This window comes from Altericista sp. CCNU0014 (assembly GCF_044923475.1).
Taxonomy (GTDB): Bacteria; Cyanobacteriota; Cyanobacteriia; order Thermosynechococcales; family Thermosynechococcaceae; genus JAAURS01.
Genome location: NZ_CP137338.1, coordinates 2,104,376 through 2,130,623 on the forward strand (window position 1 = coordinate 2,104,376; position 26,248 = coordinate 2,130,623).

Annotated in this window: 32 protein-coding genes and 1 pseudogene; 4 read left to right on the plus strand and 29 right to left on the minus strand. The window is 48.9% G+C overall.

What is annotated here, in order from left to right; all coding sequences use genetic code 11:
- Window positions 1–29: 29 nt before the first annotated feature.
- The 7 genes and pseudogenes from R6H26_RS10275 to R6H26_RS10305 form a co-directional block, all read right to left on the minus strand.
- Entirely contained in the window at window positions 30–398 is a 369-nt protein-coding gene (locus tag R6H26_RS10275; RefSeq protein ID WP_404790363.1) for a hypothetical protein, read from the minus strand.
- On the minus strand, window positions 398–670 hold the full coding sequence (locus R6H26_RS10280) for a hypothetical protein (RefSeq protein WP_404790364.1): 273 nt from the start codon (window positions 668–670) through the stop codon (window positions 398–400). Before R6H26_RS10280 ends, R6H26_RS10275 begins: the two co-directional genes overlap by 1 nt.
- 261 nt (window positions 671–931) lie before the next feature.
- Window positions 932–1,201 (minus strand): hypothetical protein, encoded by a 270-nt coding sequence (locus R6H26_RS10285; RefSeq protein WP_404791481.1) that lies wholly within the window; start codon window positions 1,199–1,201, stop codon window positions 932–934.
- Window positions 1,149–1,486, minus strand: a pseudogene (locus R6H26_RS10290) (DUF6972 family protein). Before R6H26_RS10290 ends, R6H26_RS10285 begins: the two are co-directional and overlap by 53 nt.
- Before the next feature lie 70 nt (window positions 1,487–1,556).
- Window positions 1,557–1,694, minus strand: coding sequence for a hypothetical protein (locus R6H26_RS10295; RefSeq protein ID WP_404790365.1), 138 nt, complete (start codon window positions 1,692–1,694; stop codon window positions 1,557–1,559).
- 322 nt (window positions 1,695–2,016) lie between these two features.
- The gene (locus tag R6H26_RS10300; RefSeq protein ID WP_404790366.1) at window positions 2,017–2,871 is read right to left on the minus strand and encodes a hypothetical protein; all 855 of its coding nucleotides are present in this window, start codon (window positions 2,869–2,871) and stop codon (window positions 2,017–2,019) included.
- A 237-nt stretch (window positions 2,872–3,108) separates the two neighbouring features.
- On the minus strand, window positions 3,109–4,011 hold the full coding sequence (locus R6H26_RS10305; protein WP_404790367.1) for a restriction endonuclease: 903 nt from the start codon (window positions 4,009–4,011) through the stop codon (window positions 3,109–3,111).
- Window positions 4,012–4,330: 319 nt separating this feature from the next.
- On the opposite strand from R6H26_RS10305, the gene R6H26_RS10310 reads away from it, so the two are divergent.
- A complete protein-coding gene (locus R6H26_RS10310; RefSeq protein ID WP_404790368.1) occupies window positions 4,331–4,891 on the plus strand; it encodes a bifunctional transcriptional activator/DNA repair enzyme AdaA in 561 nt (186 codons plus the stop codon).
- A 493-nt stretch (window positions 4,892–5,384) separates the two neighbouring features.
- Complete coding sequence (locus R6H26_RS10315) at window positions 5,385–7,058, plus strand: histidine decarboxylase (RefSeq protein WP_404790369.1); 1,674 nt, start codon at window positions 5,385–5,387, stop codon at window positions 7,056–7,058.
- On the opposite strand, the gene R6H26_RS10320 is transcribed toward R6H26_RS10315, so the two are convergent.
- From R6H26_RS10320 to trxA, 7 genes are all read right to left on the minus strand, one after another.
- Window positions 7,055–8,314, minus strand: a complete 1,260-nt coding sequence (locus tag R6H26_RS10320; protein WP_404790370.1) for an inorganic phosphate transporter — start codon at window positions 8,312–8,314, stop codon at window positions 7,055–7,057. The genes R6H26_RS10315 and R6H26_RS10320 overlap by 4 nt on opposite strands.
- Window positions 8,315–8,393: 79 nt before the next feature.
- On the minus strand, window positions 8,394–9,068 hold the full coding sequence (locus R6H26_RS10325) for a CIA30 family protein (RefSeq protein WP_404790371.1): 675 nt from the start codon (window positions 9,066–9,068) through the stop codon (window positions 8,394–8,396).
- Window positions 9,069–9,311: 243 nt separating this feature from the next.
- Window positions 9,312–9,947 carry a TetR/AcrR family transcriptional regulator gene (locus R6H26_RS10330; protein WP_404790372.1) on the minus strand — a complete coding sequence of 212 codons (636 nt, stop codon included), beginning with the start codon at window positions 9,945–9,947 and terminating at the stop codon, window positions 9,312–9,314.
- 120 nt (window positions 9,948–10,067) lie between these two features.
- The gene (locus R6H26_RS10335; protein WP_404790373.1) at window positions 10,068–11,651 is read right to left on the minus strand and encodes an FAD-dependent monooxygenase; all 1,584 of its coding nucleotides are present in this window, start codon (window positions 11,649–11,651) and stop codon (window positions 10,068–10,070) included.
- A 365-nt stretch (window positions 11,652–12,016) separates the two neighbouring features.
- Window positions 12,017–12,712, minus strand: coding sequence for a glutathione S-transferase family protein (locus tag R6H26_RS10340; protein ID WP_404790374.1), 696 nt, complete (start codon window positions 12,710–12,712; stop codon window positions 12,017–12,019).
- Between the two features lie 19 nt (window positions 12,713–12,731).
- Window positions 12,732–13,820 (minus strand): alkene reductase, encoded by a 1,089-nt coding sequence (locus tag R6H26_RS10345; RefSeq protein WP_404790375.1) that lies wholly within the window; start codon window positions 13,818–13,820, stop codon window positions 12,732–12,734.
- Between the two features lie 68 nt (window positions 13,821–13,888).
- A complete protein-coding gene (gene trxA / locus R6H26_RS10350) occupies window positions 13,889–14,209 on the minus strand; it encodes a thioredoxin (protein ID WP_404790376.1) in 321 nt (106 codons plus the stop codon).
- 174 nt (window positions 14,210–14,383) lie between these two features.
- Here trxA and R6H26_RS10355 point away from each other — a divergent pair, with 174 nt between their 5' ends.
- Complete coding sequence (locus R6H26_RS10355) at window positions 14,384–14,836, plus strand: MarR family winged helix-turn-helix transcriptional regulator (RefSeq protein ID WP_404790377.1); 453 nt, start codon at window positions 14,384–14,386, stop codon at window positions 14,834–14,836.
- 92 nt (window positions 14,837–14,928) lie between these two features.
- Here the strand turns inward: R6H26_RS10355 and R6H26_RS10360 are convergent, their stop codons facing one another.
- The 12 genes from R6H26_RS10360 to R6H26_RS10415 all read right to left on the minus strand — a co-directional run bounded on the left by R6H26_RS10360 (window position 14,929) and on the right by R6H26_RS10415 (window position 22,612).
- On the minus strand, window positions 14,929–15,507 hold the full coding sequence (locus R6H26_RS10360; protein ID WP_404790378.1) for an NADPH-dependent FMN reductase: 579 nt from the start codon (window positions 15,505–15,507) through the stop codon (window positions 14,929–14,931).
- Window positions 15,508–15,716: 209 nt separating this feature from the next.
- Window positions 15,717–16,442: a MerR family transcriptional regulator gene (locus R6H26_RS10365; RefSeq protein WP_404791274.1), complete on the minus strand. Its 726-nt coding sequence runs from the start codon at window positions 16,440–16,442 to the stop codon at window positions 15,717–15,719.
- Window positions 16,443–16,698: 256 nt separating this feature from the next.
- Window positions 16,699–17,130, minus strand: coding sequence for a YciI family protein (locus R6H26_RS10370; RefSeq protein ID WP_404790379.1), 432 nt, complete (start codon window positions 17,128–17,130; stop codon window positions 16,699–16,701).
- Between the two features lie 174 nt (window positions 17,131–17,304).
- Complete coding sequence (locus tag R6H26_RS10375) at window positions 17,305–17,655, minus strand: DUF1428 domain-containing protein (RefSeq protein ID WP_404790380.1); 351 nt, start codon at window positions 17,653–17,655, stop codon at window positions 17,305–17,307.
- 48 nt (window positions 17,656–17,703) lie between these two features.
- Window positions 17,704–18,114, minus strand: coding sequence for a VOC family protein (locus tag R6H26_RS10380; protein ID WP_404790381.1), 411 nt, complete (start codon window positions 18,112–18,114; stop codon window positions 17,704–17,706).
- Window positions 18,115–18,347: 233 nt separating this feature from the next.
- The gene (locus R6H26_RS10385; RefSeq protein WP_404790382.1) at window positions 18,348–18,833 is read right to left on the minus strand and encodes a VOC family protein; all 486 of its coding nucleotides are present in this window, start codon (window positions 18,831–18,833) and stop codon (window positions 18,348–18,350) included.
- Between the two features lies 1 nt (window position 18,834).
- Window positions 18,835–19,215 (minus strand): VOC family protein, encoded by a 381-nt coding sequence (locus R6H26_RS10390; protein WP_404790383.1) that lies wholly within the window; start codon window positions 19,213–19,215, stop codon window positions 18,835–18,837.
- A gap of 126 nt (window positions 19,216–19,341) precedes the next feature.
- Window positions 19,342–19,728, minus strand: a complete 387-nt coding sequence (locus tag R6H26_RS10395; RefSeq protein WP_404790384.1) for a VOC family protein — start codon at window positions 19,726–19,728, stop codon at window positions 19,342–19,344.
- Between the two features lie 371 nt (window positions 19,729–20,099).
- Entirely contained in the window at window positions 20,100–20,459 is a 360-nt protein-coding gene (locus R6H26_RS10400) for a YciI family protein (RefSeq protein WP_404790385.1), read from the minus strand.
- A gap of 37 nt (window positions 20,460–20,496) precedes the next feature.
- Window positions 20,497–20,976, minus strand: coding sequence for a DUF1579 domain-containing protein (locus R6H26_RS10405; RefSeq protein WP_404790386.1), 480 nt, complete (start codon window positions 20,974–20,976; stop codon window positions 20,497–20,499).
- 68 nt (window positions 20,977–21,044) lie between these two features.
- Window positions 21,045–21,494 (minus strand): YciI family protein, encoded by a 450-nt coding sequence (locus R6H26_RS10410; RefSeq protein WP_404790387.1) that lies wholly within the window; start codon window positions 21,492–21,494, stop codon window positions 21,045–21,047.
- 245 nt (window positions 21,495–21,739) lie between these two features.
- Entirely contained in the window at window positions 21,740–22,612 is an 873-nt protein-coding gene (locus R6H26_RS10415; protein ID WP_404790388.1) for a LysR family transcriptional regulator, read from the minus strand.
- Between the two features lie 85 nt (window positions 22,613–22,697).
- On the opposite strand from R6H26_RS10415, the gene R6H26_RS10420 reads away from it, so the two are divergent.
- Window positions 22,698–23,102 (plus strand): SnoaL-like domain-containing protein, encoded by a 405-nt coding sequence (locus R6H26_RS10420; RefSeq protein WP_404790389.1) that lies wholly within the window; start codon window positions 22,698–22,700, stop codon window positions 23,100–23,102.
- A 298-nt stretch (window positions 23,103–23,400) separates the two neighbouring features.
- On the opposite strand, the gene R6H26_RS10425 is transcribed toward R6H26_RS10420, so the two are convergent.
- From R6H26_RS10425 to radC, 3 genes are all read right to left on the minus strand, one after another.
- Window positions 23,401–23,988: a Uma2 family endonuclease gene (locus tag R6H26_RS10425; RefSeq protein WP_404790390.1), complete on the minus strand. Its 588-nt coding sequence runs from the start codon at window positions 23,986–23,988 to the stop codon at window positions 23,401–23,403.
- A gap of 121 nt (window positions 23,989–24,109) precedes the next feature.
- Window positions 24,110–25,357, minus strand: coding sequence for an RNA polymerase sigma factor (locus tag R6H26_RS10430; protein ID WP_404790391.1), 1,248 nt, complete (start codon window positions 25,355–25,357; stop codon window positions 24,110–24,112).
- Between the two features lie 140 nt (window positions 25,358–25,497).
- Complete coding sequence (radC, locus tag R6H26_RS10435; RefSeq protein WP_404790392.1) at window positions 25,498–26,229, minus strand: DNA repair protein RadC; 732 nt, start codon at window positions 26,227–26,229, stop codon at window positions 25,498–25,500.
- Between the last annotated feature and the right edge of the window lie 19 nt (window positions 26,230–26,248).

Below are 26,248 nucleotides of genomic sequence, written 5' to 3' on the forward strand. Positions count from 1 at the left end.
GTGGTTGGGTTTCCTGCTTCAATTCTCAATCATAACGCTTCAATTTCAACGATACCTCCTTCGATATTATCAACTTGCAATCGATATCCGCGAAGTATTGCCAATCCTAGCAGGGGTTCCGTCTCTGATTCAGCAATATCGATCGAGCGGTACTGACCATCCCAGATTACGGTTCCAGTGTAAAAGTCAAACAGAGTTGTGCTGCCATCCCCCAAGGTCGCTATGTTGGAGGTTCTCCAAGGTAATCTAAGACGAACGATAATTTCAGAGGGCAAAGATAGGAATCCATCAAATCCAGTATCAATTACAGTGTTGACGAACTCTCGTTGCCCATTCGAGTTGCCAATCACAAGGGAAAGCGTTAATTCATAACGAAAATTTACAACTCCATGAATCATTAATCCTTTTTCAGACTCCTCGCTCCAAAATGATAGACGGCACTGTGTCCAATCCGAAGCGTCCAAGGCTGAGCATCGGGCTGGCGTTCAAATAGCCGATCGGTTGCACCCATGAGCGTTTCATCGACCTCAAAATCTCCGGTTTCAATGTCGATCGCCACAATTTTGCCATCGTTGCCCGCTTCGATTTGCTGCCGGATGCCGGACTCATAGAGTTCTTGCCCCCGTCGGGCTAGCTCTTCTTTGCTGTAACGTCGTTGTCGAACTGCCATCGGGTTGACCTCGTTTCAACTGTTTCCCTTTATTTTAGCCTGGGCGATCGCTAGGGCGATGGAGGGCATGAGACCAGAAGTGGTTGGGTTTTGCTCGTCAGAGGCAGTTTGAAAAGTAGCAAAGACATTGCACTCGCCCCCTAAATCCCCCAATTCTGGGGGACTTTGAGGATCGGAACCCCCCTTTCTTATAGCCTGAAAGGCTTTAGTTGGGGGGCAGGGGGGCGAATACAGGGATGCATGGGACTTCTCAAACAGCCTCTAAGAAATTTCAGCTCCCGATAAGCGACCTTCGAGCGGTTCATACTCATCCTCAAGCAACCAAAGCTGGGCTCGATCGTAACTGTCGCATCGCTTAATCAATTTGTACTGCTCGGCAGGGTCAAGAATCTGACAGCAACCCGATTCGTCACCTAAGAGCATCAGAAGGTAGGGGGGCGACTGCATTGGGTCAACCCAAACTTCCAGAAAGTTCCCATTATTCTTCGCTGGGTCGAGTGCGGGGGATGGGATGGTATTTGTCGTCTGCATCAATCCTTACCTCGCCATAGAATAAAGGGAGAGTTGAGCCATCAGGGTCAATGCGAACACCAATCGCCTCGGTGAACATCAATCCATAACGATGGTAGCCTCTGGCAAAACCTGTGTAATCACCCCGACTATGATAGCTTGCGCGACTCGAAAGAGGGTATCTTCATCGTTGAATACGTGGGCCGATCGCCCTCGCCGCAGGAGCCGATTACTTTGGGGTGTATTTGGCAGGTGCTTGGCTAGGTGCCGACGATCGAGGGTGATTTCGCGATCGATCCCACTCATGAAATTTTCAGTGACTGTTCAGGTTCTATGATGGCATACCCGCTAGCTACCAACCCAACGTCTTCCTACACTACAGGCTTCCCATAAAACGGCACAGATTTTTAGGTTGATTGCCTTTTTCGACTTGTTGATGAATCTCTGAATCATACAGAGCATAGCCGCGCTGGGCGAATTCTTCTTTGCTATAGCGGGGTTGTCGAACTGCCATAGGGTTGACCTGGTTTCAGCGGTTCCCCTTAATTTTAGCCATCGCTGAGGTACTGGAGGGGATTAAACCAAAAGTGGTTGGTTTTCCTGCGTCTACCCAAGCTACGGCTACCCTGAAGCTGTGTCAGCGTTGTGGATTGCTAATGGCCTTGAATTGAGCGGATGGCGTTACACTTCTAATCACTATAAGTAGCTTTAACCACCGTTTCGCTCCAATGAATAGCTAGAACATATTGATGCGATTAACTTTCGCGCTGGAGCGAAAGAAATCAAAAGAACAAAAGAAAGTATAGATGAATAGAAATTAGGCCAGCATGACAAGATTAGTCTTCAAAATAGCCAATGTGAGTTAGCCTAATATACGGAGACCAAAATACCGAACCTTCCTTGCTTTGAAGCCATAGACGAATAATTGACTGTGTCGGAACGTTTTTGACATAGCCATCCAGCCAAAGCTCATATCGAAAAATGCCATCACGCTCGATAAAAATCCTATCTTTAAATGGCTCTACTGAAACTTTCCGATTTACACTCTGCGTTTCAAGAACTCGAGAATCATTCCAAAGTCCCCTGTCACGCATCTCCTGATTAATGTCTGGTATAGGCAATCTATATTTTGCTAAACATTCAATCTTACGTGCGGGTGAGCTACCCATAGCCTGCATTACATGAGCAACACTGCAGATCTCGGCACCAAGACCTGTTATGACTAGATCTTTCCTAGTGTTGTTTTGAAATAAGACATCAAAGGCTGGGTCTAAACCAGCATAATAAAAATTTGAAAAGTAATCTTTGGGTCTTTGAAGAAAAGGAGTAGAACGAGATGCTAGCCCATAAAACCAAGCTTTGCCCCTAAAAACCCATGTACTGAACTTTTGAGCTAGTGAAGGTACATGCGAATATCTCGGGTAGTAGTTTCCTGGAATACACAGTGTGCTTTGCCCTTTGGAATTACATACTGCCCAACCATCGGAAGGGCTGGAGGAACCCAATATAGTAACAGTAAACTCAACCCCTGATGTTGTAAATTGCTGTACACGCCATAGCCATCTAAAGAATCCACCGAACAATGCAGCAACTGTAAGTATGCCTACGATGATCTGAACTAAGGACGAAATACTTTGTAAATCGTGCTGCTTAGCAAACCATGAGATGCCATTTTTAAGATAATCAAACATAGTTTATGCGCAAAAGAGCAGAGACTCACTATGGTGCCTTATGTTTAGTCTATTAGACTACATCAATGAAAAGTGAGCTATTCCGCTGAATTCTAACACCATCGGCATCGTCATCCGCTGATACAAAATAAGCGTAAAAATAGCGTATCGCTCCGTTCCGGTTCATGCAGTAGTTAAACTATTTCATATAAATGATCTCAAAGAATTAAAATAATTACTTAGAAATAATGACACAATTCAATTCAAAATTTTCAATTGTGGTTCGAGTGGCTGTCCCATATTGTCATAGAGCATTTTACCTTTTATCAACTTTTGACCGACCCATTCCAGTTTTTTCACATATTCACGCTCCTTGTTTATAGGCGTAAGCAAAACAAGAAAAATAACTACATCTATAAAGTCAAGAAATAATGTGTATTCAAGTGTTTTACAGTCTTGCATTTTCGCAGAGTTTACTATTCTAAGTTTACAATTACAGTCTTCTCTTCCAATGGTCGGGAGATATTCAATCTGAACATTAGAATATTGCTTATTTAGCTTGATTTCTTGAATTTCTAAAAGATTAGCTAATTTAGGGGCATTAGAGTCCTTATTAAAGAAGTTAATATATATAAAACCTTCTAGATGGAATCCTTCACGTCTAGATAGACCTGCGGGGTATAAAGATGCTAAAAAACTATTTTCTGTTCGTGAATCAATTATCCAACCAGGTGGAGCAGATACTATTGCACAGCTTGAATCTTGATATGGAATAGCGAAAAAATTTTGGAAAAATTCTAAATCTCCAAAATCAATTATTCGTAATTCAATATCTTGAGTGTCATAATTTGCACGATTTTCAGCAGCCTGTGAATAACCTTTGTTTGTTATTAGTATCCCTTTGCTTGCTTTTAAATCTTGTAGAAAACTCAGGAAAGACTCTACTTCCTTTACATCAACTTTTTTATTAAAGTACTTACAATCAACAATTATATTTAAGTTGAAACCAGCAATTTTTTGTTCTATTAGAATATCAATTTGTCTCTTAACATTGGAAATTAAACCGACTCGTGTGATGTTGTGTCTGACCGAAGCGTCAGGGAAAAGTTTTTGAAAATGTCGAGTAATATAAATTTCATAGTCTTTCCAATTCTTAGCCATTCTGTTGGAACCATCAGCATTTGGTTGTCTAAGGTCTAACTTTCTACTAGATGGATAGCATCCACCCATATCGTCCAATTTGGCATATAGACGGATAGTTGTCCATCCATATCTCTACTTTTGCTGTTATTTTCACTCTGAAGCTGCATCAGCGCTGCGGATTGCTAACTAAAAAGAAACGATTTTACTTTTGGTGTCCGATGGATTGACACCAGAGGCATAAACGCTCAGTGGTCTCTAATAACGATGTCCGAAAACGGCGAGACAGTTCGCCCAACACTCTCTACAATCAAGAAATTGCGATGGTTAACGAATTAGAATGGCTCCCATAGATACCGATCATGGTTATCAAGCGATATTAACCCACGATCCGCGCTTCGATGGCGTGTTCTTCGTAGGCGTTACCACCACTCGCATCTACTGCCGCAACGTTTGTCGGGCAAAAACGCCGCAGCGCAAAAACTGCACATTCCACCCCAGCGCCGCCGCTGCCGAACAAGCAGGGTTTCGTCCCTGTTTGCTCTGTCGCCCAGAATTGGCCCCTGGCAACGCACGCATCGATGCCACCGGACGATTAGCCGCAGCCGTGGCAAAGCGCATGGAAGAAGGCTCATTCATCGAGCAACGCTTCGGAGATCTTGCCCAGGAATTCGGCATCAGCGATCGCCACCTCCGCCGAGTGGTGCAACAGGAATTTGGCGTCTCCCCCATCGAACTCGCCCAAATCCAGCGGCTCTTGCTCGCGAAACGACTGCTCACCGATACCGCTTTACCCATCGCCGATGTTGCCGATCTCATCTATCCATCCGGCGACGCTGCCCAGATGGTCTACGTTCGCTACACTGATTGCTGGTGCGATGGCAACCTCTTTGCTCGCTAGCCTTGAATTGACTCTAGTTTAATGCTCTGATAGTCTCTGCAAACAGCGGAATGCGGGATTTAAAATTCGTTAAGCAAGATCTTAAATTAATCTGCTTAACGTGCGGTTTTCTGGTTTTTTACCTATGCTGAAAATGTAAGAACCCAAGGAGGTTAACCTCAATCTCCAATAGATCGATTTAGATCCCGTGAGGAGTGGTAAAGTTTGACGATCCGCTATGTCAACCCAATTGAGGCGTACGTTACTGGAGGGGTGTTCTGCCGCTTTGTCCCCTTGCTGCTAATCGTAGGAGAGCGATGTCAGATTAGCAGGCAGTGCCGTATGCTTTTGCAAAGAGCTTCAGCGATGTTGTAGAGTTTCTATCGCTTCCTCTACTTTGTAATTGCCGAAAAGAGATTCAACTCTCTGTCAGAGCGGTCGTAGGCAATTAGCATTGCTGCTGCTTGTATTTTAGTGCTTTACTTTTATATCAAAAATAACTCATTAAAAATCTATGCGATCGCAGTGGCTCTCAGCGTGCGAACTGTCAGAAAACGATCTGCAAAGGCTCGAACGATTCTATGAAGACATTCAGTCCGATGTAGAGCAATTTTTGGGATACCCGTGTAATGCAATTTTTGATTATTCGCCATTGTTTCGGTTTTTTCAATACCCGCTTAACAATGTAGGGGATCCTTACCTTTCCAGTAATTTTCGATTGAATACCCACGCCTTCGAGTGCGAAGTTTTAGAGATTTTTCAAACGCTGACCGATGCTCCAAAAGGTTCTACTTGGGGATACGTGACCAACGGCGGCACCGAGGGCAATCATTACGGGCTGTTCTTGGCCCGCGAATTGCTCCCGGAGGGTCTGGTTTATTACTCCCAGGATGCCCACTACTCCATCGATAAAATTCTGCGTTGCCTCAATCTTCGCAGCATTATGATTCGGAGCTATCCTGACGGACGGATGGATTTAGACGATTTACGAGAAACGCTTCGCATTCATCGGGATCTGCCGCCCATCGTGTGCGCGACGGTTGGTACTACCATGAAGGGAGCGGTAGACGATATTGCGGGAATTCAAGCAATTTTTCGGGATCTGGCGATCCACCGCCACTATATTCATGCAGATGCCGCTTTGGGGGGCATGCTTCTTCCTTTTGTCGACAATCCGCCGCCCTGGAACTTTAGTGCGGGCATCGACAGCATTGCCATCAGCGGCCACAAAATGATTGGTTCGCCCATTCCCTGCGGTGTGGTTCTGGCAAAAAAGAGCAATGTCGATTTAATCGCTCAAAGCGTTGAGTACATCGGCACCCTCGATACGACCTTGAGCGGTTCGCGCAATGCGCTGACGCCACTGTTTCTCTGGTATGCCTTTCATACGGTCGGAATTGAAGGGTTCAAGCGCATCATTCCGGCCTGCCTGGAAGTGGCCGACTACGCGATCGCCCAACTGAACCAAATTCATCGGAACGCTTGGCGGTACCCTCATTCAAATACCGTCGTGTTCGACCGTCCTTTGCCAGAGGTGACGCGCCGTTGGCAGCTCGCCTGTCAGGGTAAGTTCTCGCACCTCATTGCCATGCCCCACGTCACCCCGACGCACATCGATCGATTGGTGGCTGATATATTGGCTGCCGAGCCGATCGCCCCCTTGCCCGCGATGGAGATCGTGCCCGCTTGCGAAATCGTTCCGTCGATACCGGAACAGGATATTACCCTAGTCGGTACGGCCAACAAAAATTTGCTGGCTGAAGTCTCTGCCGCGCTGGCTGCCGAGGGCCTTTCCATCGAAGCCCTCGCCGCTGCTGCCGCAGAATCAGAGGGCATTGAAGTTGTAAAACTGCGCGTCGACGACCGAGAACGGGCTTTGCAGATCCTCAATCAGAACCTCGATATTGGGCGTTGCTACGGTCAGGCTAGTTCTTTTGGCGATCGGGAAGCCGACTTAGTGCTGAGTAAATTGGCGTACCAGTCGGTTAGCGAGGATGCTTTGCTGGTGCAATTGGAAGACCGTCCCGGCGCTCTGGCAGAACTCCTGAAGTCTTGTCGCGGCGAAGCTGTAACGATCCGGAGCATTCGCCTGCTCTGGCGAGGTAAGGGAAAAGGTGTCGTCGCAATCTCCACTACATCACCGGCTGCTTTGAAGACTTTGCTCGAAGATCGGATCCTGTTGTCTTAAAGCATTAGGGCGAGCGATCGCAACCCTCCAAACACGACCCCTGCTAGGACCATCGAAGCGGGTACGGTGACGAACCAAGCTGCCGCAATTTGGCGAATCATCGACCATTGCAGCGAAGCGGTCCCCCGGACCAGCCCAATGCCAACCACGCTACCGACCAAAGCATGGGTTGTCGAGACTGGCAGGCCCCAACGAGATGCTAGCAAAACCGTCGCAGCCGCACCCAACTCGGCGCAAAAACCGTAGCTCGGCTGCAGTGCTGTCAGCCGTTCCCCTACCGTTGCAATCACTCGCTTCCCCCAGGTGGCCAACCCGGTCACAATTCCGATGCCGCCGACAGCCAAAATCCAAAGCGGGACGGCTACTTCAGCTACGGGAAGGGTCTGAGTTTGCCAGAGTTGCACGAAGCTGGCCAAGGGAGCGACGGCATTGCCGACATCGTTGGAACCGTGGGCAAAGGCCATACAGCAAGCGCTCACGAGCTGAAACTTGCCCAACTGACCTTCGAGCGGATCGCCTTCGCTGGCGCGCGTTTCCGGAAGGGTGCGAGTCGTCCAGAAGGTCAACCCCAACGCACCCAACGCTCCAATGCCTAAAGCATAGTCGTGGTGGGGTAAACTCCAATGCCAGCGCGCTTCTGCAAGCGCAGCCAACGGGGCTACAACCGTGGGTAACACTAACCCGCCGACCAAACTCACGACGGCAACGCTAATCCAGGGCGTCCAGTCTTGCCAACGCTCAGCGGGCGCTTTTTGCTGTAAAAGGCCCCGCTGCAAGAGTAGAAAAAAAGCGGCTGAGACAAGTCCGCTGGCGAAGGGTGTCAGCAGCCAGGTCAGCAGAATAGTGCGGATCGTGGAACCTTTGAGCGCACCCAGGCCAAAGGCAAGGAGGTTGATGGCGGCGATCGCGCTGACTGCCGCATGGGAAGACGCAACGGGCCATCCACGCCAGGTTGCAAATAAGAGCCACAGACCTGTTGATAGCAGTTCCGCAACAATGCTCAGGACAAAGAGCTGAGGCTGTCCTTCAAACAGTTGGATGGAAGCAACCTTCCCCGTCAGCGTTGCCGTCACCTCCCGCCCAAAAAAGACCGCACCCGACAGCTCCAAAATACCAGCCAGCACGATCGCCTGTCGCAGTGTAACAACCTTAGACCCCACGGAGGTTCCCATGGCATTTGCGACATCGTTGGCCCCCAGATTCCAAGCCAAGAAAAAGGCTAGACCGACGGTCAAAAACAACCACAGAGCGCTCATAAATCTGGCTGCTTGGGTTTCTGGAGCCAGGCTACAATCCACAAAATTAAAATCGGGAGCGATTCGGCGGTTGCTGGCATTACAAATAAGCTCCAATCGATTGCACTAGCAACGTAAAAGAACCTGGCTCAAAATGGGGATTCAAAACGCCATCGTACTCAAATTTGCTCAGCATCAACTGGAGCGAGCGAATGCGGCTCGTATTGAGCGAAGACCCGTTTTTGACCGTTTTAGCCCGAAAAACCGGGACTAAGTCGGCAAACGGAATCCGTACTGTTTTCCAGATGCCTGGAGTGGTATCGAAGGAGTAGGCATAGGCCACGCTATCCCAACTGTCCTCATCGCGAGTGAGAAATTTATAGCGCTTGCCGTCGCCTTTTAGACTGAGTTCTAGGCCAGCGTATCCGGCAACGTTAAGGGGCGGCTCAAAGTTTCGGGTGCGCGCCGAGGCGAATCCGCCGGAATTTGCAGTGGAAACATAGCCCGTAAAGAGCGCGCCTTCCGGCTCTTGCTGGAGCGTGCTGGCACTAACGCCCCCCATCACCACATCGTCTAAGGCACCCCAGGTTTGGCTGAGGGGTGTAGAAGACGCTCGGAAATCAAACACGATGCCTGCTTGAGGCTGTGGTGCGGGCGGAGGAGTGGAACCTGAAAACATCTTTTGCACCCAGCTTAAGAGGGGAATGGCTTCAAAGTAGTTGAGGGTCTGAATAAATCGACTGAAATCCCATGCGCTTTTGTTGAACTCAGACATGACATGTCCCTAACTCAACTGTCCGTAATATAGCGTTATCTATTGATGGTATCCTCGTCTGGCCCGATCGAACCAGAAACGCTGGGTTTGAAGATAGTTTCGAGCGTCGGCAAGTAAATGGGTTAGGCCCAACGATGAGCGGTTTTCAGGTGAACTTCAGCATATTTCAGCGGGCGATCGCCGAAACTGCAGCGTGGCTCATTGGTATTCGAATCTGCAACAAAGATGGCTGCTGAATGTGTCCTAAAGGTTATTGTCAAATCTACAATCCTTTGAAGGTTGGCGGGGCAATAATCCCTCCATCAAGGATCGCACTAGTTCCTGCACAAACTGACGATCGGCTTCGGGAGTTGATATTTCACCCAAAAAACACTGTCTCAGGGCATAATTCGCGCAGGTCCCGAACAGGGCATCGGCAGCGATCGCAGGGTTGACTTGGGCGGCGACCCGCTCCAGTCGTTGCTCTGCTCGCAAGTAGGCAGCCAAAAGATCGATCGGGTGTTCCTGCTTTCGGGTTTGCGATTTAAACGCTTCTCGATATCGTTCCAGTAGCTCTGGTTCTGCAAATAAAGCTGCTCTCATCGGGCCAGCTTTGTAGTAGAAGGCAAGGGCAATCTGCGCTAGTTCTTCCAGGTGAGCTTGAACGGTCCCTTCACCAATGCGATAGGGCAATTTTGAGAGGGCTTCCGAATAGTCCGGCACCAGTTTTTCCAAGAAGATCGCCACAAATAAATCGGCGCGATCTCGAAAGTGATTATAGAGGGTGCCATCGGCGCAACCTGCCTCACGGGCTATTTCGCGGGTGGAAGCTGCCGCCAACCCTTTGGTGCGGAGCACTTGTTCTGCTGCATCCAACAGCCGTTGCCTTGTAGTTACCATCCGTTGACTATGCCCTCAGCCTTGCCATTGTCAAATTGTTGACGGGTTATGACATACACCAGTTTCACGATCGACCCTTGGGGGTTTTCAATGGGAGGAAGGAAGGTGTCCATAGGTTTCTCACTTGGTAAGGTTCTTAAGATAGTTTTTTGCCCGGTTCAGCGAGACTTCTGCGGAAATGAACGCAATGTAGTTATCCGGTCTGAGAAGGACGTTAAAAGTATGGTTCATCCCGAAGGCTGCTGACACTTGCGGGTAAAGTGGAATGATATTGAAATCAATGAATTCGAGGGTTTGGCTATCGAGTTCCGTGTTTAACGATTGGAAATCGTTTGGTGTATTCGAGAACAAGAGTAAATGAAATTTTGGTTGGTGCAGTTTGTCATAGATACTTTTTCCCTCCATGAGAAAGTAGGGCATGCGATCGCCAGCTTTAACTTTCAATCCTTCGTCACCTGCGTGTTGACTGAGCGAACTGTATCGATAATTGATGCTAATTTGCGAGAGTCGCGGGAATAGGAATTTTTTAACGGGTTCAAGTGAGAGAATGAAGTTAGCAACGTGCGGTAAAACCTGCGTGCGCAAGAACGCAAACAGCCATTGGTCACCTGCGGCGAGCTGAAACAGGCGATCGGTAGTTTGCAGCAGATGCTTCGCGTTTTCCAGCCGTTCTTCGTTGTAAGTGTCCAGAATGGCTTTGTTTGCCCTGCCTTTCAACACCAGAGCCAATTTCCAGGCGAGATTGTAACCATCTTGAATCCCAGTGTTCATCCCTTGTGCTCCGGCTGGAGAATGAATATGGGCAGCATCCCCTGCGAGGAAGCATCTACCCGTCGAGAATCGGCTCACATGGCGGGTATGAACTTTGTAGGTTGAAAACCATTCAACCGTGTGAATGTCGAGTTTGAGTTCTGCTTGTTCTTGAATGCGCTGTTCGATTTCGGCATACAAAACGTCGCCATCGTCCTTGGAGAATTCTTCCGGAAAGGTGCCCACAATTCGGTAGCGGTTTTCGCCTTTGAGCGGAAAGAAGACTAGAAATGACTCTTTGGATAAACAAGCATACATCCCATCGCGATCTAGATTCCAGGCAATTTGGGCGTCAGCCACATAAAACACCCGCTCGAAGGTGCTACCAGAAAATTCCAGCCCTAGCGCGTGTCTGACTGGACTTTTCGGACCATCGCAACCGACCAGATAGGTTGCCTCAATCCGCTGAGAGGCACCATCAGCCCTTTTTACCTGCGCCGTTACTTTATCTTCAGTTTGGGAAAAATGTTCCAGTTCGGTTTGCCAGCGAACGGTCTTACCATTCCGTCTGAGAAAGTCATAGAGGAGTTGCTCATTTTTGCTTTGCTCCAGAAACAGAACGTAGGGATAGGGACTCAAGCCTTTTCCCAGGTTCGATAAATCGAGTTTGGCACGCACTTCGCCACCTTTGAGCAGATGCACTTTTGCAGCGATCGCCCCTTGTGCCACTGCCGATTGTGCTAACCCCAGTTGCTCATAAATCTCCAGCGTGCGGGCATGGACGCCAAGAGCTTTGGAATAGGGTGTAACGCCTTGATTCTTTTCAATGATGACAAAATCAACGCCATATCTCACAAATTGGCAAGCTAACGCTAGCCCCGTCGGGCCTGCCCCAATAATCAGGACTTCTGTTTGGGTGGTTGTGTCTGTCAATCCAATTTGTAGGTCGTTCATGACTTCCTCCCTATTGCAACGATCGGGTCAGAAATGAACGTATGCTCATATTTTATGAGCGATCGCTCAGGTCGTCAAGTGCTGCACTGAAGGATCGCTACGCTGCGCTAGAGTCAAGGGGAGGGGCCGGTCATCTGGAGAGATAGACGGAAAATGTGTGTGTAATTCATAGATTTAACCTCCAAAACAGAGCTATTTCTGAATTATTGTGCAAATAGGGTTTCATCGTTTAACGTTGCCTCTAAACGGCGATTTGCATCTGTACCTTCACTGAATAGTCGGTCAGTAAAACCACAAATCGACATCCGGTTAATTTTTTCTGAAGAATCATGCCGTCCGTATTCGGTTGCGTTGCCTTGGTTCGCCTAGTAACGTCGCATTTCCGCAGCCGTTGCCCCAGAGGCTTGGTTGCTAGCATATTGGGCGTAGTCGTGAATATAAACGTCGGGAGGCTGAGCAGTCGCTCGCACAGAAGGATGCTGCTGCATCTCACCCAACCATTCCCGCAGCCGAATACAGTTGACTGGCAGTTTGAGATCGCGATAATGTTCTAGCGCGATCCATCGCTCAAACCAGGGATAGAAGGTTAGGTCAACTAGACTCAGAGAATCTCCTAACCAGTAGGATCCTGTGCGCGATCGCTGGCAAAATCCTTCTTTTTCTATAAACAACAAGTGATGATGGAGTTCGTCCCTCCAGTTCTGTTGCTGAGCAGCATCCTGGCTCAGCAGGAGTTTATAAAAAGCAGGGGTAAATTTGGTATTGGCAAAGTCAATCCAGATCCGGGCGATCGCTCTCAATCCTGGGTCTTTTGGCAGTAAAGGAGGTTCTGGAAAGACTTCTTCAAGATATTCATTGATAATACCCGATTCCCAGATGCGATTTTCGCCATGCTGAAGAACCGGAACTTTACTGTAGGGAGATACTTCCGCAAACCAATCCGGTTTATTTTTTAGATCGATCTCGGTTACATCGAAATCCACTCCTTTAGCGAGAAGGACCATGCGAACCCGCTGAGCATAGGGACAAACTTTGGCGCTATAAAGTTTGACTTGAGACATTGGTCTTCCTCCTAAGTTTCTATACTTTGGCTAGGACTGGATAATCCAGATAGCCTTTTTCACCACAGGTATAGAAGGTATCTGGGTCAGGCGGGTTGAGTGATGTTCCCAAACGGAAGCGTTGTACCAGGTCAGGATTGGCGATAAACGGAACGCCGTAGGCAATCAAATCAGCCTCACCGTTGGAGATCGCAGCTTCCCCAAGTTCCGCATCATAGCCACCACCGAGCATCAACGCACCCTTGAAGGCCGCGCGTATGGCAGGTGCGCAGCGCTCCCCCTCCGCCGCCCACGGGTGTCCCGGCAACGGTTCTTGAACGTGTAGGTAAGCAAGATTAAAAGCATTCAATGCCTGAGCCACATAGGCAAATGTTGTCTTCGGGTCGCGATCTCGCATGTCGTTGAACACATTACTACCTGGAGAAAGTTTTACCCCGACGCGATCGCCACTCCAGACATTAACAACAGCTTCCGTGACTTCCAACAAAAACCGGGCTCGATTGGCAATGCTACCGCCATAGGCATCCGTCCGCTGGTTGGTACCATCTCTGAGAAATTGATCGATGAGATACCCATTGGCGGCGTGAATTTCGACCCCATCAAAGCCCGCTTCCTGAGCCCGCAGGGTTGCGGTGGCATACTGCTGTACCACGCCCGGAATCTCATCAAGTTCCAGCGGGCGAGGCACAACGTAAGGTTTTTTGCCATTAGGGGTGTGGCTATATCCATTAATGGCGATCGCCGAAGCGGACACAGGTAACGCGCCGCCTGGTTGAAAGTCAGGATGGGAAGCCCGTCCAGTGTGCCAGAGTTGCAACAGAATGCGTCCTCCCTGGCGATGAACCGCTTCCGTAATGGTTTGCCAGCCCTTGACTTGTAGGTCAGTGTGAATACCGGGTGACCGATCCCAACCAGCGCCCTGCTCAGAAATTTGCGTGGCTTCCGTAATAATCAGTCCAGCCTCAGCCCGTAAGGCATAGTACTCCGTCATCAGGCCATTCGGAATTCGCTTAGCTCCAGCCCGTCCACGGGTGAGGGGAGCCATGACAATGCGATTTGGCAGCTGCAGAGCGCCCACTTGAAGCGGTGAGAAAAGATTAGCGGTCATGGGATTCTCCTTGAATGAGAGTTCATGAGAGTTGAAGAAAGTCAATCTGAAGCAAGTACCTATGATGCCTACAGATATTTCTCTAAGGTGCTAGCTAACGTAGACTTGGGTAATGCGCCAACGACGCGATCGACCGATTGCCCGTCTTTGAACAGAATTAAGGTTGGAATGCTCCGAATTTGATGCTGAGAAGCAATTTCAGGATTTTCATCTACATTCAATTTGACGACTTTTACTTGTCCGTCAAATTCTGCCGATAGCTCATCGACAATGGGTGCTACCATGCGGCAAGGCCCACACCAGGGTGCCCAAAAATCCACTAAAACAGGAATATCGCTAGTCAACACTTCTTGCTCAAAGGTTGTGTTTGTGACGGGTGAAACTGACATGGGTTTGACCTCTTGTTTAATGAATGCTCAGTCTTTCCCATTGGAGGATGGGCGTTTTGAGTTCCACGGCTTCAGCCTCAAAAATGATTAAATTTTTGATGATTGAAATTTCAACTAAAATAACCATAGCACCCCATAGTTGAAATTTCAACTAATTTTCTAGATAATCTTTCTATGGCTAAAACTAAACTGGACGCTTTGCAGAATTCAGTCTGGCGGCTCTTTATTACCGCCAATGTCAAGCTGCTCAATTGTATTGGGGATAAATTTTCTCAGGCAGGACTGCCGACGATGGATTGGTATGATGTATTGCTGACACTGAAAGAAGCGCCAGAGCATCGTCTGCGGTTGAGCGACTTGGCTGAGAAAACGCTGTTGAGCCGGAGCAATCTCACCCATTTGCTCGATCGCCTGGAAAAGGCGGAATTGCTCTATCGCAAACGCTGTCCAAACGATCGCCGAGGCACCTATGCGGTACTCACAGAGGCAGGGTTGGAGATGCAGCAAAAAATGTGGGCTGTTTACGCTGCGGGAATTGCCGAATACTTTGGCAATCAGCTAGATGAAGAAGACCTGAAAGTGATGCAGCGAGCATTAGAACGAATGATTGCTGCAACTTGTGAGTGAGGGTATGGACTACGTATCGATCGGACGCTTAGACGATTAAAATCTGCACGCCAGCTATCGAATTCTGTAATGACGTTGAAATCACAGATAAACTAGAGATATAACTTGGCTGTCACCGCTGCCAGTGTGCTGCCGAGTTTGAGGATAGCGGCCTGTTGGGATTCGTCTTTCAATTGTCCTCCCTCATCAAATGCCTGATGAGCATTTCCAATGGCTTTTTGATCGGGCAGTACCAAAACACCAATATTGCCCAGAATGGAACGAACATGCACCAATCCCCGTAATCCTCCCAATCCTCCAGGGGAAGCACTCATCAACACGGCAACTTTCTCTTTGAAGCAGGCTAAGGAAGGTTCATTTGGCTCAGGACGGGAGGCCCAATCGATCGCATTTTTCAGCAGTGGCGCGATCGAACTGTTGTATTCTGGACAGGCAATCAAAAATCCCTGATGGGTTTTCATGAGCGACTTAAGTTTGCGGACATTGTCTGGCAAGCCCTCAGCCTCCTCCAAATCTTCATCAAAAAGAGGAAGGGGGAAATCCCGGAAATCTAGATAGGTGACTTCTGCTCCTGTGGCTTTAGCGCCTTCAGCCGCAATTTTTACCAGTTTCTTGTTAAAAGAATCTTTGCGGGCACTTCCAGCAAAGGCAAGAATTTTAGCAACGGTCATGAATTCCTCCTTAATTTGAGTCAGCTGTCAATGCTGAAGGTATCTGCCATCGGGTAGCGTAACTGGCCGACCCAACCATTTTAGACTCAACAGCCAACCCTTTGCCCACCGCAAGGTTTATTTAAGCTGGTTCATAGAAGTTTTCCTCCATCATTCCAATTTCCAAACCTTTGAGTTCGCTTGCCAGCGCCAAAATCCAGCAGTCATTTCTACCCTGTTTGCTCTAGGGCTGCTCTTGCTCTACTCATGTACTCCATCACGGTAGCATCGATCGCGCCTCGACTAGCGATTTCAGGTTTCTCCTGCTGATACATCCGATTTAAGGACTGCTCAATTCCAGGATCGCCGCCTGTAAACTCCTGAATCAATTCCAACGACCGACGAGCCAAGGCTTTCACAGCTTCACTCGTTGGATCGGTGCCATTTTGCATTGCAGTCCGTGCCTGTTCGATAAGTTCTTGCCACTCAGCTTCAACTTGTCTAATCCGTTCCTCACCAACCAGTTGCTGCCTTTCTTTGAGATAGTCTTGCTGTTCTTGAGTGTAATATTTGCCAATCATAGTTGTGACCTCGATTATGTGAATGAACTCCTGAAGGTCGATTGCTTTTGTTGATTGTAGGTGGATGGCGATCGCTTCCAGTCGTGCATAAAGTTGTTGCTGTAGTTCTATCTGCTCTTTAAGTTGAGACACATGTAACTGCACCACATAATAGGGTGAAAATTCGCTCTGCTCTAAACATTCTCGAATTTGTTCCAGCGAGAAGCCAATTTGCCGCAATGACACGATTTGCTGCAACCGGATAACATCATCCTCGGAATACAGCCGATAACCAGTTTCAGTGCGGTGAGAAGGTGTGAGCAAACCAATTTCGTCGTAATAGTGCAACGTCCGCACGGACACGCCTGTTTGCTTTGCTAAATCACCCACTTTCATCGCCACAGGTTGCATTCCTTTCCTCCTTTTTGCTCAGAAACAATCGCAATCAGTGAATGCTTTCATAATAAGAGCCTCACGCAGCGTTAGGGTCAAGAGGAAGGGCAAAGAATTAACTACTCAGCAGCTTGCAGTCTCGTCGACCAACAAATATCTGGTTGAGTTGCAACCTCCGCTAGGAAATTAATTTCCGAGCGTGGTGACAACGAAGCCAAGATGCTTTCAAGCATTTTGGCAGTCAATTAAGGCGATCGCCTCACAAATTTTTGAGCTTTTCCGCTTCTGCACGAATGCGTTCTTCTTGCTCCCTAAGTTCGGGTGTGAATTCTGCTCCGAAGTCCTCCGCTTCAAAGATTGGACGAATCTCAATTTCAGAATCTCCTGGCATTGGGTTGGGACAGCGTTTCACCCAGGCGATCGCCTCTTCCATTGAATTCACTTGCCAGAGCCAGAAGCCTGCAACCAGTTCTTTTGTTTCTGTGAATGGGCCATCAGTCACAGTTCGATTTGTCCCTGAGAACTGAACCCGCACACCTTTCGAACTGGGATGGAGTCCCTCGCCAGCGAGCATAATTCCTGCCTTCACTAATTCCTCGTTGTATTGCCCCATTTCTGTCAGAAGTTTTTCGCTCGGCATTATGCCTGCTTCAGAATCCTGGGTTGCTTTAACCATGACCATCACTTTCATTGTGAAATCTCCCGTTTTTACGTGCTATTTGTCCACTTTGGCGAGCTGCACTCTCTTCCATGAAAAAGATTTCCCAAATGTGTCCGTCTAAATCTTGGAATCCATGCTGGTACATAAACCCAAGATCTAGAGGTTCTTTGTAGGTGGTGCCACCCGCTGCGATCGCCTTTGCAACTAGGCATCAACGATCGTCTCAAAACCACCGTAGATCATCCGCTTGCCATCAAAGGGCATCTCCTCTGGTTTTTGCATTCGCGGATCTGCCATTACCTTCTGATTCCCTTCATCCCTTACTGCACGGGAAGGCCAAACGATCCAGGAAAAAACAACGGTTTCGTTTTCCTCGCATTTAACTGCCATTGGGAAAGATGTTAGCTTGCCGTCAGGCACATCATCTCCCCAACATTCAACTAGTTTGAGCGCACCATATTCTTTGAACAAAATGGCTGCCTCCTCAGCTATTTTTTGATAAGCGGCACGATTGGCAGTAGGTACAGCTATCACAAATCCATCTACATAAGTCATGAAAGTTCTCCTTGGTTTAAATTGACAATCGATCGTTTATTTCAAAATTCAGGCAGGAAGATCGCAGTTAATCATCCAAGGCGTGCCGAAGCGATCGACAAGCATCCCAAAACGAGAAGCCCAGAAGGTTTCTTGCAGTGGCATCTGCACCGTTCCGTTTTCTGCCAAGGCGTCAAAAATCCGCTCGGCTTCTACCGGATCGGTAAATAAGAGGGATACGGAAAAACCCTGTGGTTTTTCAAACATCTGAGGTGGAGCATCGCTTCCCATCAAGACCGTGTCGCCCACGATTAAGGAGGCATGCATGATTTTATCGAGCTTTTCAGGGGGCGTTTGCTCTGCCATGGGCGACTCTCCATAGGTCATCATCGAGTCGATTTTGCCACCCAGACATTGCTCGTAGAACTTAAACGCAGCTTCGCATTCATCATTGAAAGAGAGATATGGATTCAATTTCATAATGGACTCCTTTTGGGTTGTGTTGCGGATATACCCTTGCAAATTTTGTCGCGAAAATGTGATGTTTGGGCATTGTCATTCCTCCGTTGAGTTGAGTCTCGATACTCATGCTGTCTCCAGAGCACTAACGACCTTGTTCCCCCGCTGTTAGTAACCTTTCGACACCGACCGAATTGCTCCGGTTGGTGTGCATCGGGATTGTCATACATGTCACATTCGATATCTTTTCTCCCTCATCCGCGTTGCGCCGCCTCGATCGCAGCGATGTCGATCTTTTTCATCTGCATCATTGCCTCGAACGCGCGCTTGGCGGCAGCGCGATCGGGATCGGCGATCGCTTTTGTCAAAGCCAGCGGCGTAATCTGCCAGGACAGCCCCCATTTATCCTTGCACCAGCCGCACGCACTCTCTTCACCGCCGTTACCGACGATCGCGTTCCAGTAACGATCCGTTTCGGCTTGGTCAACGGTTGCGATCTGAAACGAGAATGCTTCACTGTGTTTAAAATTGGGGCCGCCATTGAGCCCGAGGCAGGGGATTCCGATCACGGTAAACTCAACCGTCAACACATCCCCTTGCTTCCCAGACGGAAAATCTCCTGGTGCGCGGTGTACTGCACCAACGGATGAATCGGGGAAGGTCTTGGCGTAAAAATGTGCCGCCTCTTCGGCATCGCCATCGTACCAAAGGCAAATCGTATTCTTTGCTTGCTGAATCATGTTAATTCTCCTTGGGGGGCATGTGAAGGCCGATCGTATTTCCTTCGGTATCGACAACCAAAGCTATGGAACCGTATTGGCCGATTGACTCCTTGGGAGTGTGGATTTTTCCTCCAGCGGTAACGACGCGCTCCAATTCGACAGCGACTTCATCGCAATGAAAGTACGGGATCGTGCTACTTCCACCAGGTGTAACTCCGTCCATCTTGACCAATGCGCCAGAAGCACCGACTGCTTCCATCGCCATTGGAAACGCCCACATGTCGATCTCAGGGTTTTCGATTTTCTCTAGCTTCACTTCGAACACAGATTCGTAAAACTGTTTTGCACGATCGATATCTTGGACGTAAATCTCGCACCAGACAATGGGATTGGGTTTCATAAGGTATCTCCTGATTTATTTTTCAGTGATGATGTTGGTTTGCGGCCAAACCTATGCTCTACTTAATAGTCGAACTGAGGTTTGCGCGATCGACATATCAAATAAACTTTTTCGGAATAGCTTGTACTATTTCACCTTGGTGGCGATCCACCAAGTTGTTCCACCTGCATCCTTAACGCCGCCGCGCTTGTCTTCATCCTCTTTTTCGATCGGTTCTTGTACGGAGAATGCACCTGCGGAGATCGCACATCTGTAGGTTGCATCAACGTCACTGACATAGATATGAACGTGAGCGGGCATCGGCGACCAACCATCCCCTCCGTCTGCGATCATCACGACCGTATCGTCAATGCGAACCTCAGCATGGATAAGTTTTCCTGTAGCGTCAGGAATTCTACGCAATTCAACGGCGTTAAAGACCTCGACCAAGAATGCGATCGTGGCATCTGCACCATTGACGATCAGATAGGGTGAGACGGTGCTGTAGCCTTTGGGTTTATGAGACGATTCCATAAATCCTCCTGCAAATATTTGGTCAATGGCACATCGCGATCGCAACTATAAACCCGAAGGTTTATGACTAGGCTAAGGATAACATCAGGATTCAATGTAGAACTACTTTGCGACTGACTTTACTGAAGTAGTAGACTCACCTATGTGACTTGGCGCAATTTTGCTAGCGGGTGTAAGTAGCGGTAATGCCATCGTTAGCATAGCGATCGCCACTAAACTCAATGCAAAGGAACGTCCGAAGTGAGAATCTGGTAAGTAATCCTTTCCAGCTTTTTGGGATAACATAGGAGTACCTCCTAGACTTGAACTTATCAGTTGTGGATCGAGTAAAACCACTACACTCTGCCCTAATATGATTTCGCTGTAACGTGCTACAGCTCTGTGGGCAGTCCCGTGAGTTCCATGATTGGACGAATTTCGACGGTGCCTTTACGCGCGGATGGGATGCGTGCGGCGATCGCAATGGCTTCATCGAGATCCTTCGCATCGATCGAGAAGTAGCCGCCAAGTTGTTCGCGAGTTTCCGCAAACGGCCCGTCGGTCACCAGTTTTTTCCCGTCGCGCACTCGCACGCTGGTTGCCGTTGAGGTCGAGTGAAGCGGCGAAGCACCCAAGTATTGACCTTTGGCCTTCAGTTCGTAAGTCAACTGCGTAGACTCCGCGTAGCAGCTTTCCATCTCGCTCTCAGTCCATGCATTTTCGTCACTGTAAATGAGCAATATGTATTTCATGATGTACGCCTCGATTTTGTTGAATATTGACAGAGAACTACTTTTGCCGATGATAGTGCGCGGTCATGAACTGATTCCAAGTGCCGTCATCCATCAAAATCTTTGAGGTCAAAATCTTACGATCGTTGCTGACGAATTCGATGATGTCCTGGTAAGGTGCGATCTCACCATTGCTGAAATTAGGACCTTCGGAATCCAGCGTGAGAATCTTTCCCTCCGCATCGAGGGAGCCGTTGTAGGGCCAGAGATAGGTCATCACCGAGCAAATAAACGTACCCACAAAGCGATTCTTTTTCGGATCGAACCCTAGGGTCATAATTGTTTTGCCCAAATTCCCATCTGGCATTTCGCCCTCACCTTCGGCAACGATCCAAACCCCACCCAGCGATCGCACAACCTCAGTTCCTTTAGACTTCAAAGGGGGTTGGTCTGGCCCCATGATGCATTCGGATTCATAGGTCCACTCGCCGATGAGTCGATCTAACCACTGGTGTTCTTTTTGAAGTGTTACTTCCATTGTTTTGCTCCTGAATTAATTCAAAGGGTTTTCAAGCCGTTTGCTCGTTCGACTCAGCGTGTCAGCATTCAAGCAGCGGACTTAGTTTGTCCAACGCATTGATCTTCATCCACCGGGCGAATCTCAAAGGGACCAAAGCGAACGCCGGGATGCTTCGACATCAACTGGATCGCGTGGTTGAGATCTCTAGCTTCTAGCACCAGGAATCCGCCCAGTTGTTCTTTGGTCTCGGCATAGGGGCCATCAGTAACGGCAACTTTTCCCCGCCGATATCGCAGCGTCGCGGCATTGCGCGCGCTTTGCAGCGCTTCACCGCCCAGAAAGTGTCCGCCTCGGCGCAGTTCGTCGTCGTAGGCAAAGCATTCGTCCATCAGAGCAGTGCGTTCCTGTTCTGGCATCTCATCCCATTGACTCTCTTCCATGTATCCAAGGCAGATGAACTTCATAATGCCCTCCAGAATTTTGTCTGAACGTTCTCTGTTATTGAGTAGTCGTTCGGCACAGCCGTAAATCGACATCAGATGAAAAATTTTTTTAGCCTATGCTGCAGAACGGTTTCAGGGATATGACGCTTGTTAGCTTGGAGGCAAAGACCATCTTTTTTTGGCGTGCTCGATCATTCTAAGATCCGTTTTGATTTTTGTACGCATATCAAAATAAAGCTTTACATGGGTGCAGCACGATGCTTTGGCTTGGAATCCCTACCTTGCGGCTAGCAGTGGCAATAGAAGGGCAGCTAGAGCAAAGCGATCTTGGAATTTTTCTATTGCAGCAACCCAGTCTTAAATTCATCCCTTAGAAAATCAATAAAACACTTTACCTTTGCGGATTGAAAGCGAGTGCGACGGCAAACCGCTTGAATGGGTAGCGGGTCAGGTTCGTAATCTGCCAAAACGATCTTGACCAATTGATTTTGAAGTTCCTTTCTAAATGCCCACAGCGGCGACATCCCAATCCCAATTCCTGCTACCACCGCTTCGCAATGGGCCATCGTGCTATTTACGTGCAGATTACCGCGCACGGTGACGCTGGCGCCCCGAAGCTGCCATTCATTGCCTGTGGACTGGCGCGTGTAAATAATACAGTTATGGTGCAAGAGATCGGCTGGTACTTGCGGTTCGCCAAATTTCTGCAAATAGTCCGTTGCTGCAACCACAACAAAGCGAGAGGTGCCAATGGGATGCGACATTAGGTTCTGATTCTGAAACTGACCGATTCTGATCGCTAAATCGATGCCTTCTTCCACCAAATCGACAAAATAATCTGCCATGGTTAGGTCGAGCGTGATATCAGGATAGTGATCGAGAAACTTTTTTAGACGAGGAAGTAGCTCCTGTCGTCCCAGCGCAACCGAACAATTAATGCGCAGGAGTCCAGACGGATTCTGCCGTTTCCCCACGCTCGACTCCGCCTCTGACAGTGCTTCGAGGACATGCTGACAATGCTCGTAAAAACGCATGCCTTCGTCGGTTAAGCCCACCTTGCGCGTCGATCGCACTAATAACTGCACGTCCAAATGCTTTTCTAGGGCAGCAATTTGTTTGCTAATGGTGGGTTGAGTGGTGTTCATCTCTTTGGCCACTGCGGAGAAACTACCGATCTCCACCGTGCGCACAAAGCTTTTCAGGCATGTCATCAAATCTAACATCAAGATTCATTCCAAGCGAGAATAAGTCATATTCCATTTTGCCATCTTCTCAACGCCAGAAGAATAGAGCATCATGAATCCTGTAAACAAGATCGAATTCAACCGGAGAGCGATTATGCTAACAGCAACTGATTTAAGAGCCAATTTTGAAGATATCAAGAGCCTCGTTTTACAAGGAAAAGCGATGGAGGCTTTTGAAAAATACTACGGCGACGATGTGGTAATGCAGGAAAATGAAACGCCCGCTACGATTGGAAAAGTTGCTAACCGGGAAAGGGAGCTAGATTTCTTTGCTAAGGTGACTGAATTTCGAGGGTTAGAGCTTAAAGCGGTCGCTTATGGCGAGGATGTGATTATTGCAGAATGGTTTGTGGATTATACCCATGCGGATTGGGGGAAGGTGACCCACGATCAAGTTTCTGTGCAGCGATGGAGAGATGGCAAGGTGATCCACGAGCGCTTCTATTATGCTGTCTGATTTTGCGATCGCTAATCATTTCCCCCTTGCGATCGGAAAACTGTCGCATATTAGACCTCTTGCATAAATTATCGCCCTCACCCTAAATCCCTCTCCCAATCCTGGGAGAGGGACTTTGAATCTTGCTCCCCTTCTCCCAAAGTTGGGAGAAGGGGCTGGGGGATGAGGGCAAATGCAGTATTTATGCAAGAGGTCTAATGTCGTCTGGACTAGCACGAACCGTAGGAAACTGAGTAAATGGCACTGCTCAGCGAATTCGTGATGATTAGTCTAAACATAATATGCAGAAAGACTTATTTTATTTTCCGGCTTTCAAGACTTGTTCAGCTGTCAAACTCAAGTTGGAAAAAGCAAACGAAAGGATAGATTGTTTGCCTTGAAATCTCTGTTCTTGATATTGGGTTCCTTTAAGGGTGAGCACTAAAACAACGGCTGACATTGGATCGATAATCCAATACTCTGGTATACCGCGTGCTGCATACTCCAAACGTTTTTCCTGATAGTCTCTAGTTCTAGATTGCGGATCGGTTTCACTATTGGACACCACTTCAACCACTAACAGAGGTGCGGGATGCCCTAATCTCAGCAATTTTCCGTCTTCACTGATAGCCTTCTCAGAGTCTACTGAATGGACAATCAGATCCGGTTGCCTTGCAGATGCATAAACAGAGCTAACTTCAATTTGATGCCCGATCACCAGTCGATAATGGGGAATACCTAGCCCCAGAAAAACAGAAAAGAGAAAACTTGCAATTTGTGGATTAATCGGATTTTCTGACCCCATGACAACTAAGATCCCATCCACCAACTCATAGCGGGTATCCGTCCCGTCGTCATAGTCTAAATACTCCTCTAATGTCATGCGTTGAGGGATAGTGGTCGTCATCGGTGCGATCGCTCCTTTATCCAGTATTTCTCTTACGCCCAAGGGCTAATCTTGGTATTGAACAATACGACTTCTCTGAAACACTCCCTGGCTCAATTATAAGTACTGCAATAAAACTTTTTCAGGCTAATTCCGCAAGGCGCTTTTCCAGAAACCGACGCTCCGGCTCCTGCCGTGCGATCGCCAGTGCCTGTTGATAAGATGCTTTTGCCTCAGACATTTTCCCCAACCGTCGGCACAAATCTGCCCGTGCCGCATGAGCTAGATGGTAATCGCTCAAGTTGCCCTGTGCCAGAATGCCATCCACCAGTTGCAGCCCTGCCAGCGGCCCATCTCGCATCGCCACCGCCACCGCTCGATTCAACTCAACTACAGGCGATGGTGTTGCTTGCGCCAACAGATCGTATAAAGCCACAATCTGTGCCCAGTCTGTTGCCTGAGCACTTGGAGCCTCGGCATGGACGGCGGCGATCGCAGCCTGAATTGCATATACCCCAACTTGTCGGGCAGAAAGCGCCTGCTCGACCAGCGCCTTGCCTTCAGCAATCTGCTCCCCGTTCCAAAGGGAACGATCCTGATCCTCCAGCAAAATCAGATCTCCCTCGGGCGACGATCGCGCTGTGCGTCGCGACTCTTGCAACAACATGAGTGCCAGCAGTCCCATCGCTTCTGGATCGGGCAACAGCTCGACCAGCAAACGCCCCAGACGGATCGCTTCCCCCGATAGATCCGCTCGCGTCACGGATTCGCCCGAGGAGGCCGAATACCCTTCGTTGAACACCAGATAAATGACAGACAGCACCGCATCCAATCGTTCGGGCAGATCGGCGATCGCAGGTACCTCGTAGGGAATCCGCGCATCTCGGATCTTTGCCTTGCCGCGCACGATTCGCTGGGCGATCGTAGGGGGTGCGCTCAGGAATGCACTGGCAATTTCTTCCGTCGTCAGACCGCAGATTTCCCGGAGGGTGAGAGCAACTTGCGTACTCGGAGCCAACGCTGGGTGGCAGCAAGTGAAGATTAACCGGAGGCGATCGTCTTCAACGTCCTCGTCATTGATGGTATTGAGGGAAGGAGCGCGATCGGGACTTTGAGCGAGTTCCGCAAAGAAATTGCTGAAACGAGCGCGACGGCGAAGGGCATCGATCGCCTTGAAACGGCCCGTTGAAACCAGCCACGCGCGGGGATTTTTGGGTATCCCGTCCCGCGCCCACTGCTCTACTGCCGCAGCGTAGGCTTCGTGCAGGGCCTCTTCGGCCAGGTCAAAGTCGCCCAAAAGTCGAATCAGCGTAGCAAAGACCCGACGCGACTCGGTGCGGTAGAGACGATCCACCCATTCGCTTACAGTTTGGGTCTGAGCCTCATTCATGACTAAAGCCTCAACGCTCTGGGCGATCGAGAAAAAATCAAATGTAAAAATACATTGATTAACCCTGTCGCTATCCTAGGGTCTATTTTGATTTTTGTACTAATATCAAAACAAAGCTTTACATGACTTGTTATATACAACTATATCTCTTGAGGAAATTCATCCCACAGATTGGTTGTTTGCCGCAAGCTGCTAAAGTTGCCGTTGCCTAAAATCAGATGATCGAGGAGTGGAATATTGAGAAGCTGCGCGCCGGAGAGCAGTTGACGAGTTAGAGAAATATCTTCGGGGCTAGGGTCCGTCTGGCCGGAAGGGTGGTTGTGAGCCACAATTACCCGCGTTGCCCCTTGACGAATCACTTCTCTAAAAATATCGCGGGGATGGGCGATCGTTTCAGTGGCAGTGCCAATGCTGATAATTTGAGTGCCCAAAAGCCGATGTTTGATATCCAGCAGCAGGACGGCAAAGCGCTCTTGGGTTTGCCACATGAGCTGATTGGCAAGCAGGGCGGCAGCGGCTTCTGGGTTTTCGATCGGGGTGGGAGCCTCTGGTAAAGAGCTGAAGGCCCGTTTCCCGAGTTCGATCGCCGCGACAATGGCGGTTGCTTTGGCCGGACCGATGCCAGGGATTGCCATCAATTCTGAGACGTGGATATCGCGCAGGACGGTAAGGGGGTTGCGCTGGTGTTGGCCGAGCTGTTGCAACAGGTATTGCCCCAATCCCACGGCAGATAGCTTGCCAGGGCCCTGTCCGGTGCCGAGTAGAATTGCAATCAGTTCTGCCTCAGTGAGAGCGTGGGAGCCTTGGTTCATGAGGCGTTCGCGGGGGCGATCGCTGAGGGGCAGGTCGGCAACGCGGAGGGTATAGGTCATTCTAAGTCGATGGGACGCT

Bases quoted from the DNA above. Each gene is read 5' to 3' on its own strand.
- R6H26_RS10275 (WP_404790363.1), bottom strand. From the start codon at position 398: ATGATTCATGGAGTTGTAAATTTTCGTTATGAATTAACGCTTTCCCTT.
- R6H26_RS10280 (WP_404790364.1), bottom strand. From the start codon at position 670: ATGGCAGTTCGACAACGACGTTACAGCAAAGAAGAGCTAGCCCGACGG.
- R6H26_RS10285 (WP_404791481.1), bottom strand. From the start codon at position 1,201: ATGCAGACGACAAATACCATCCCATCCCCCGCACTCGACCCAGCGAAG.
- R6H26_RS10295 (WP_404790365.1), bottom strand. From the start codon at position 1,694: ATGGCAGTTCGACAACCCCGCTATAGCAAAGAAGAATTCGCCCAGCGC.
- R6H26_RS10300 (WP_404790366.1), bottom strand. From the start codon at position 2,871: ATGTTTGATTATCTTAAAAATGGCATCTCATGGTTTGCTAAGCAGCAC.
- R6H26_RS10305 (WP_404790367.1), bottom strand. From the start codon at position 4,011: ATGGCTAAGAATTGGAAAGACTATGAAATTTATATTACTCGACATTTT.
- R6H26_RS10310 (WP_404790368.1), top strand. From the start codon at position 4,331: ATGGCTCCCATAGATACCGATCATGGTTATCAAGCGATATTAACCCAC.
- R6H26_RS10315 (WP_404790369.1), top strand. From the start codon at position 5,385: ATGCGATCGCAGTGGCTCTCAGCGTGCGAACTGTCAGAAAACGATCTG.
- R6H26_RS10320 (WP_404790370.1), bottom strand. From the start codon at position 8,314: ATGAGCGCTCTGTGGTTGTTTTTGACCGTCGGTCTAGCCTTTTTCTTG.
- R6H26_RS10325 (WP_404790371.1), bottom strand. From the start codon at position 9,068: ATGTCTGAGTTCAACAAAAGCGCATGGGATTTCAGTCGATTTATTCAG.
- R6H26_RS10330 (WP_404790372.1), bottom strand. From the start codon at position 9,947: ATGGTAACTACAAGGCAACGGCTGTTGGATGCAGCAGAACAAGTGCTC.
- R6H26_RS10335 (WP_404790373.1), bottom strand. From the start codon at position 11,651: ATGAACGACCTACAAATTGGATTGACAGACACAACCACCCAAACAGAA.
- R6H26_RS10340 (WP_404790374.1), bottom strand. From the start codon at position 12,712: ATGTCTCAAGTCAAACTTTATAGCGCCAAAGTTTGTCCCTATGCTCAG.
- R6H26_RS10345 (WP_404790375.1), bottom strand. From the start codon at position 13,820: ATGACCGCTAATCTTTTCTCACCGCTTCAAGTGGGCGCTCTGCAGCTG.
- trxA (WP_404790376.1), bottom strand. From the start codon at position 14,209: ATGTCAGTTTCACCCGTCACAAACACAACCTTTGAGCAAGAAGTGTTG.
- R6H26_RS10355 (WP_404790377.1), top strand. From the start codon at position 14,384: ATGGCTAAAACTAAACTGGACGCTTTGCAGAATTCAGTCTGGCGGCTC.
- R6H26_RS10360 (WP_404790378.1), bottom strand. From the start codon at position 15,507: ATGACCGTTGCTAAAATTCTTGCCTTTGCTGGAAGTGCCCGCAAAGAT.
- R6H26_RS10365 (WP_404791274.1), bottom strand. From the start codon at position 16,442: ATGAAAGTGGGTGATTTAGCAAAGCAAACAGGCGTGTCCGTGCGGACG.
- R6H26_RS10370 (WP_404790379.1), bottom strand. From the start codon at position 17,130: ATGAAAGTGATGGTCATGGTTAAAGCAACCCAGGATTCTGAAGCAGGC.
- R6H26_RS10375 (WP_404790380.1), bottom strand. From the start codon at position 17,655: ATGACTTATGTAGATGGATTTGTGATAGCTGTACCTACTGCCAATCGT.
- R6H26_RS10380 (WP_404790381.1), bottom strand. From the start codon at position 18,114: ATGAAATTGAATCCATATCTCTCTTTCAATGATGAATGCGAAGCTGCG.
- R6H26_RS10385 (WP_404790382.1), bottom strand. From the start codon at position 18,833: ATGATTCAGCAAGCAAAGAATACGATTTGCCTTTGGTACGATGGCGAT.
- R6H26_RS10390 (WP_404790383.1), bottom strand. From the start codon at position 19,215: ATGAAACCCAATCCCATTGTCTGGTGCGAGATTTACGTCCAAGATATC.
- R6H26_RS10395 (WP_404790384.1), bottom strand. From the start codon at position 19,728: ATGGAATCGTCTCATAAACCCAAAGGCTACAGCACCGTCTCACCCTAT.
- R6H26_RS10400 (WP_404790385.1), bottom strand. From the start codon at position 20,459: ATGAAATACATATTGCTCATTTACAGTGACGAAAATGCATGGACTGAG.
- R6H26_RS10405 (WP_404790386.1), bottom strand. From the start codon at position 20,976: ATGGAAGTAACACTTCAAAAAGAACACCAGTGGTTAGATCGACTCATC.
- R6H26_RS10410 (WP_404790387.1), bottom strand. From the start codon at position 21,494: ATGTCGATTTACGGCTGTGCCGAACGACTACTCAATAACAGAGAACGT.
- R6H26_RS10415 (WP_404790388.1), bottom strand. From the start codon at position 22,612: ATGACATGCCTGAAAAGCTTTGTGCGCACGGTGGAGATCGGTAGTTTC.
- R6H26_RS10420 (WP_404790389.1), top strand. From the start codon at position 22,698: ATGAATCCTGTAAACAAGATCGAATTCAACCGGAGAGCGATTATGCTA.
- R6H26_RS10425 (WP_404790390.1), bottom strand. From the start codon at position 23,988: ATGACGACCACTATCCCTCAACGCATGACATTAGAGGAGTATTTAGAC.
- R6H26_RS10430 (WP_404790391.1), bottom strand. From the start codon at position 25,357: ATGAATGAGGCTCAGACCCAAACTGTAAGCGAATGGGTGGATCGTCTC.
- radC (WP_404790392.1), bottom strand. From the start codon at position 26,229: ATGACCTATACCCTCCGCGTTGCCGACCTGCCCCTCAGCGATCGCCCC.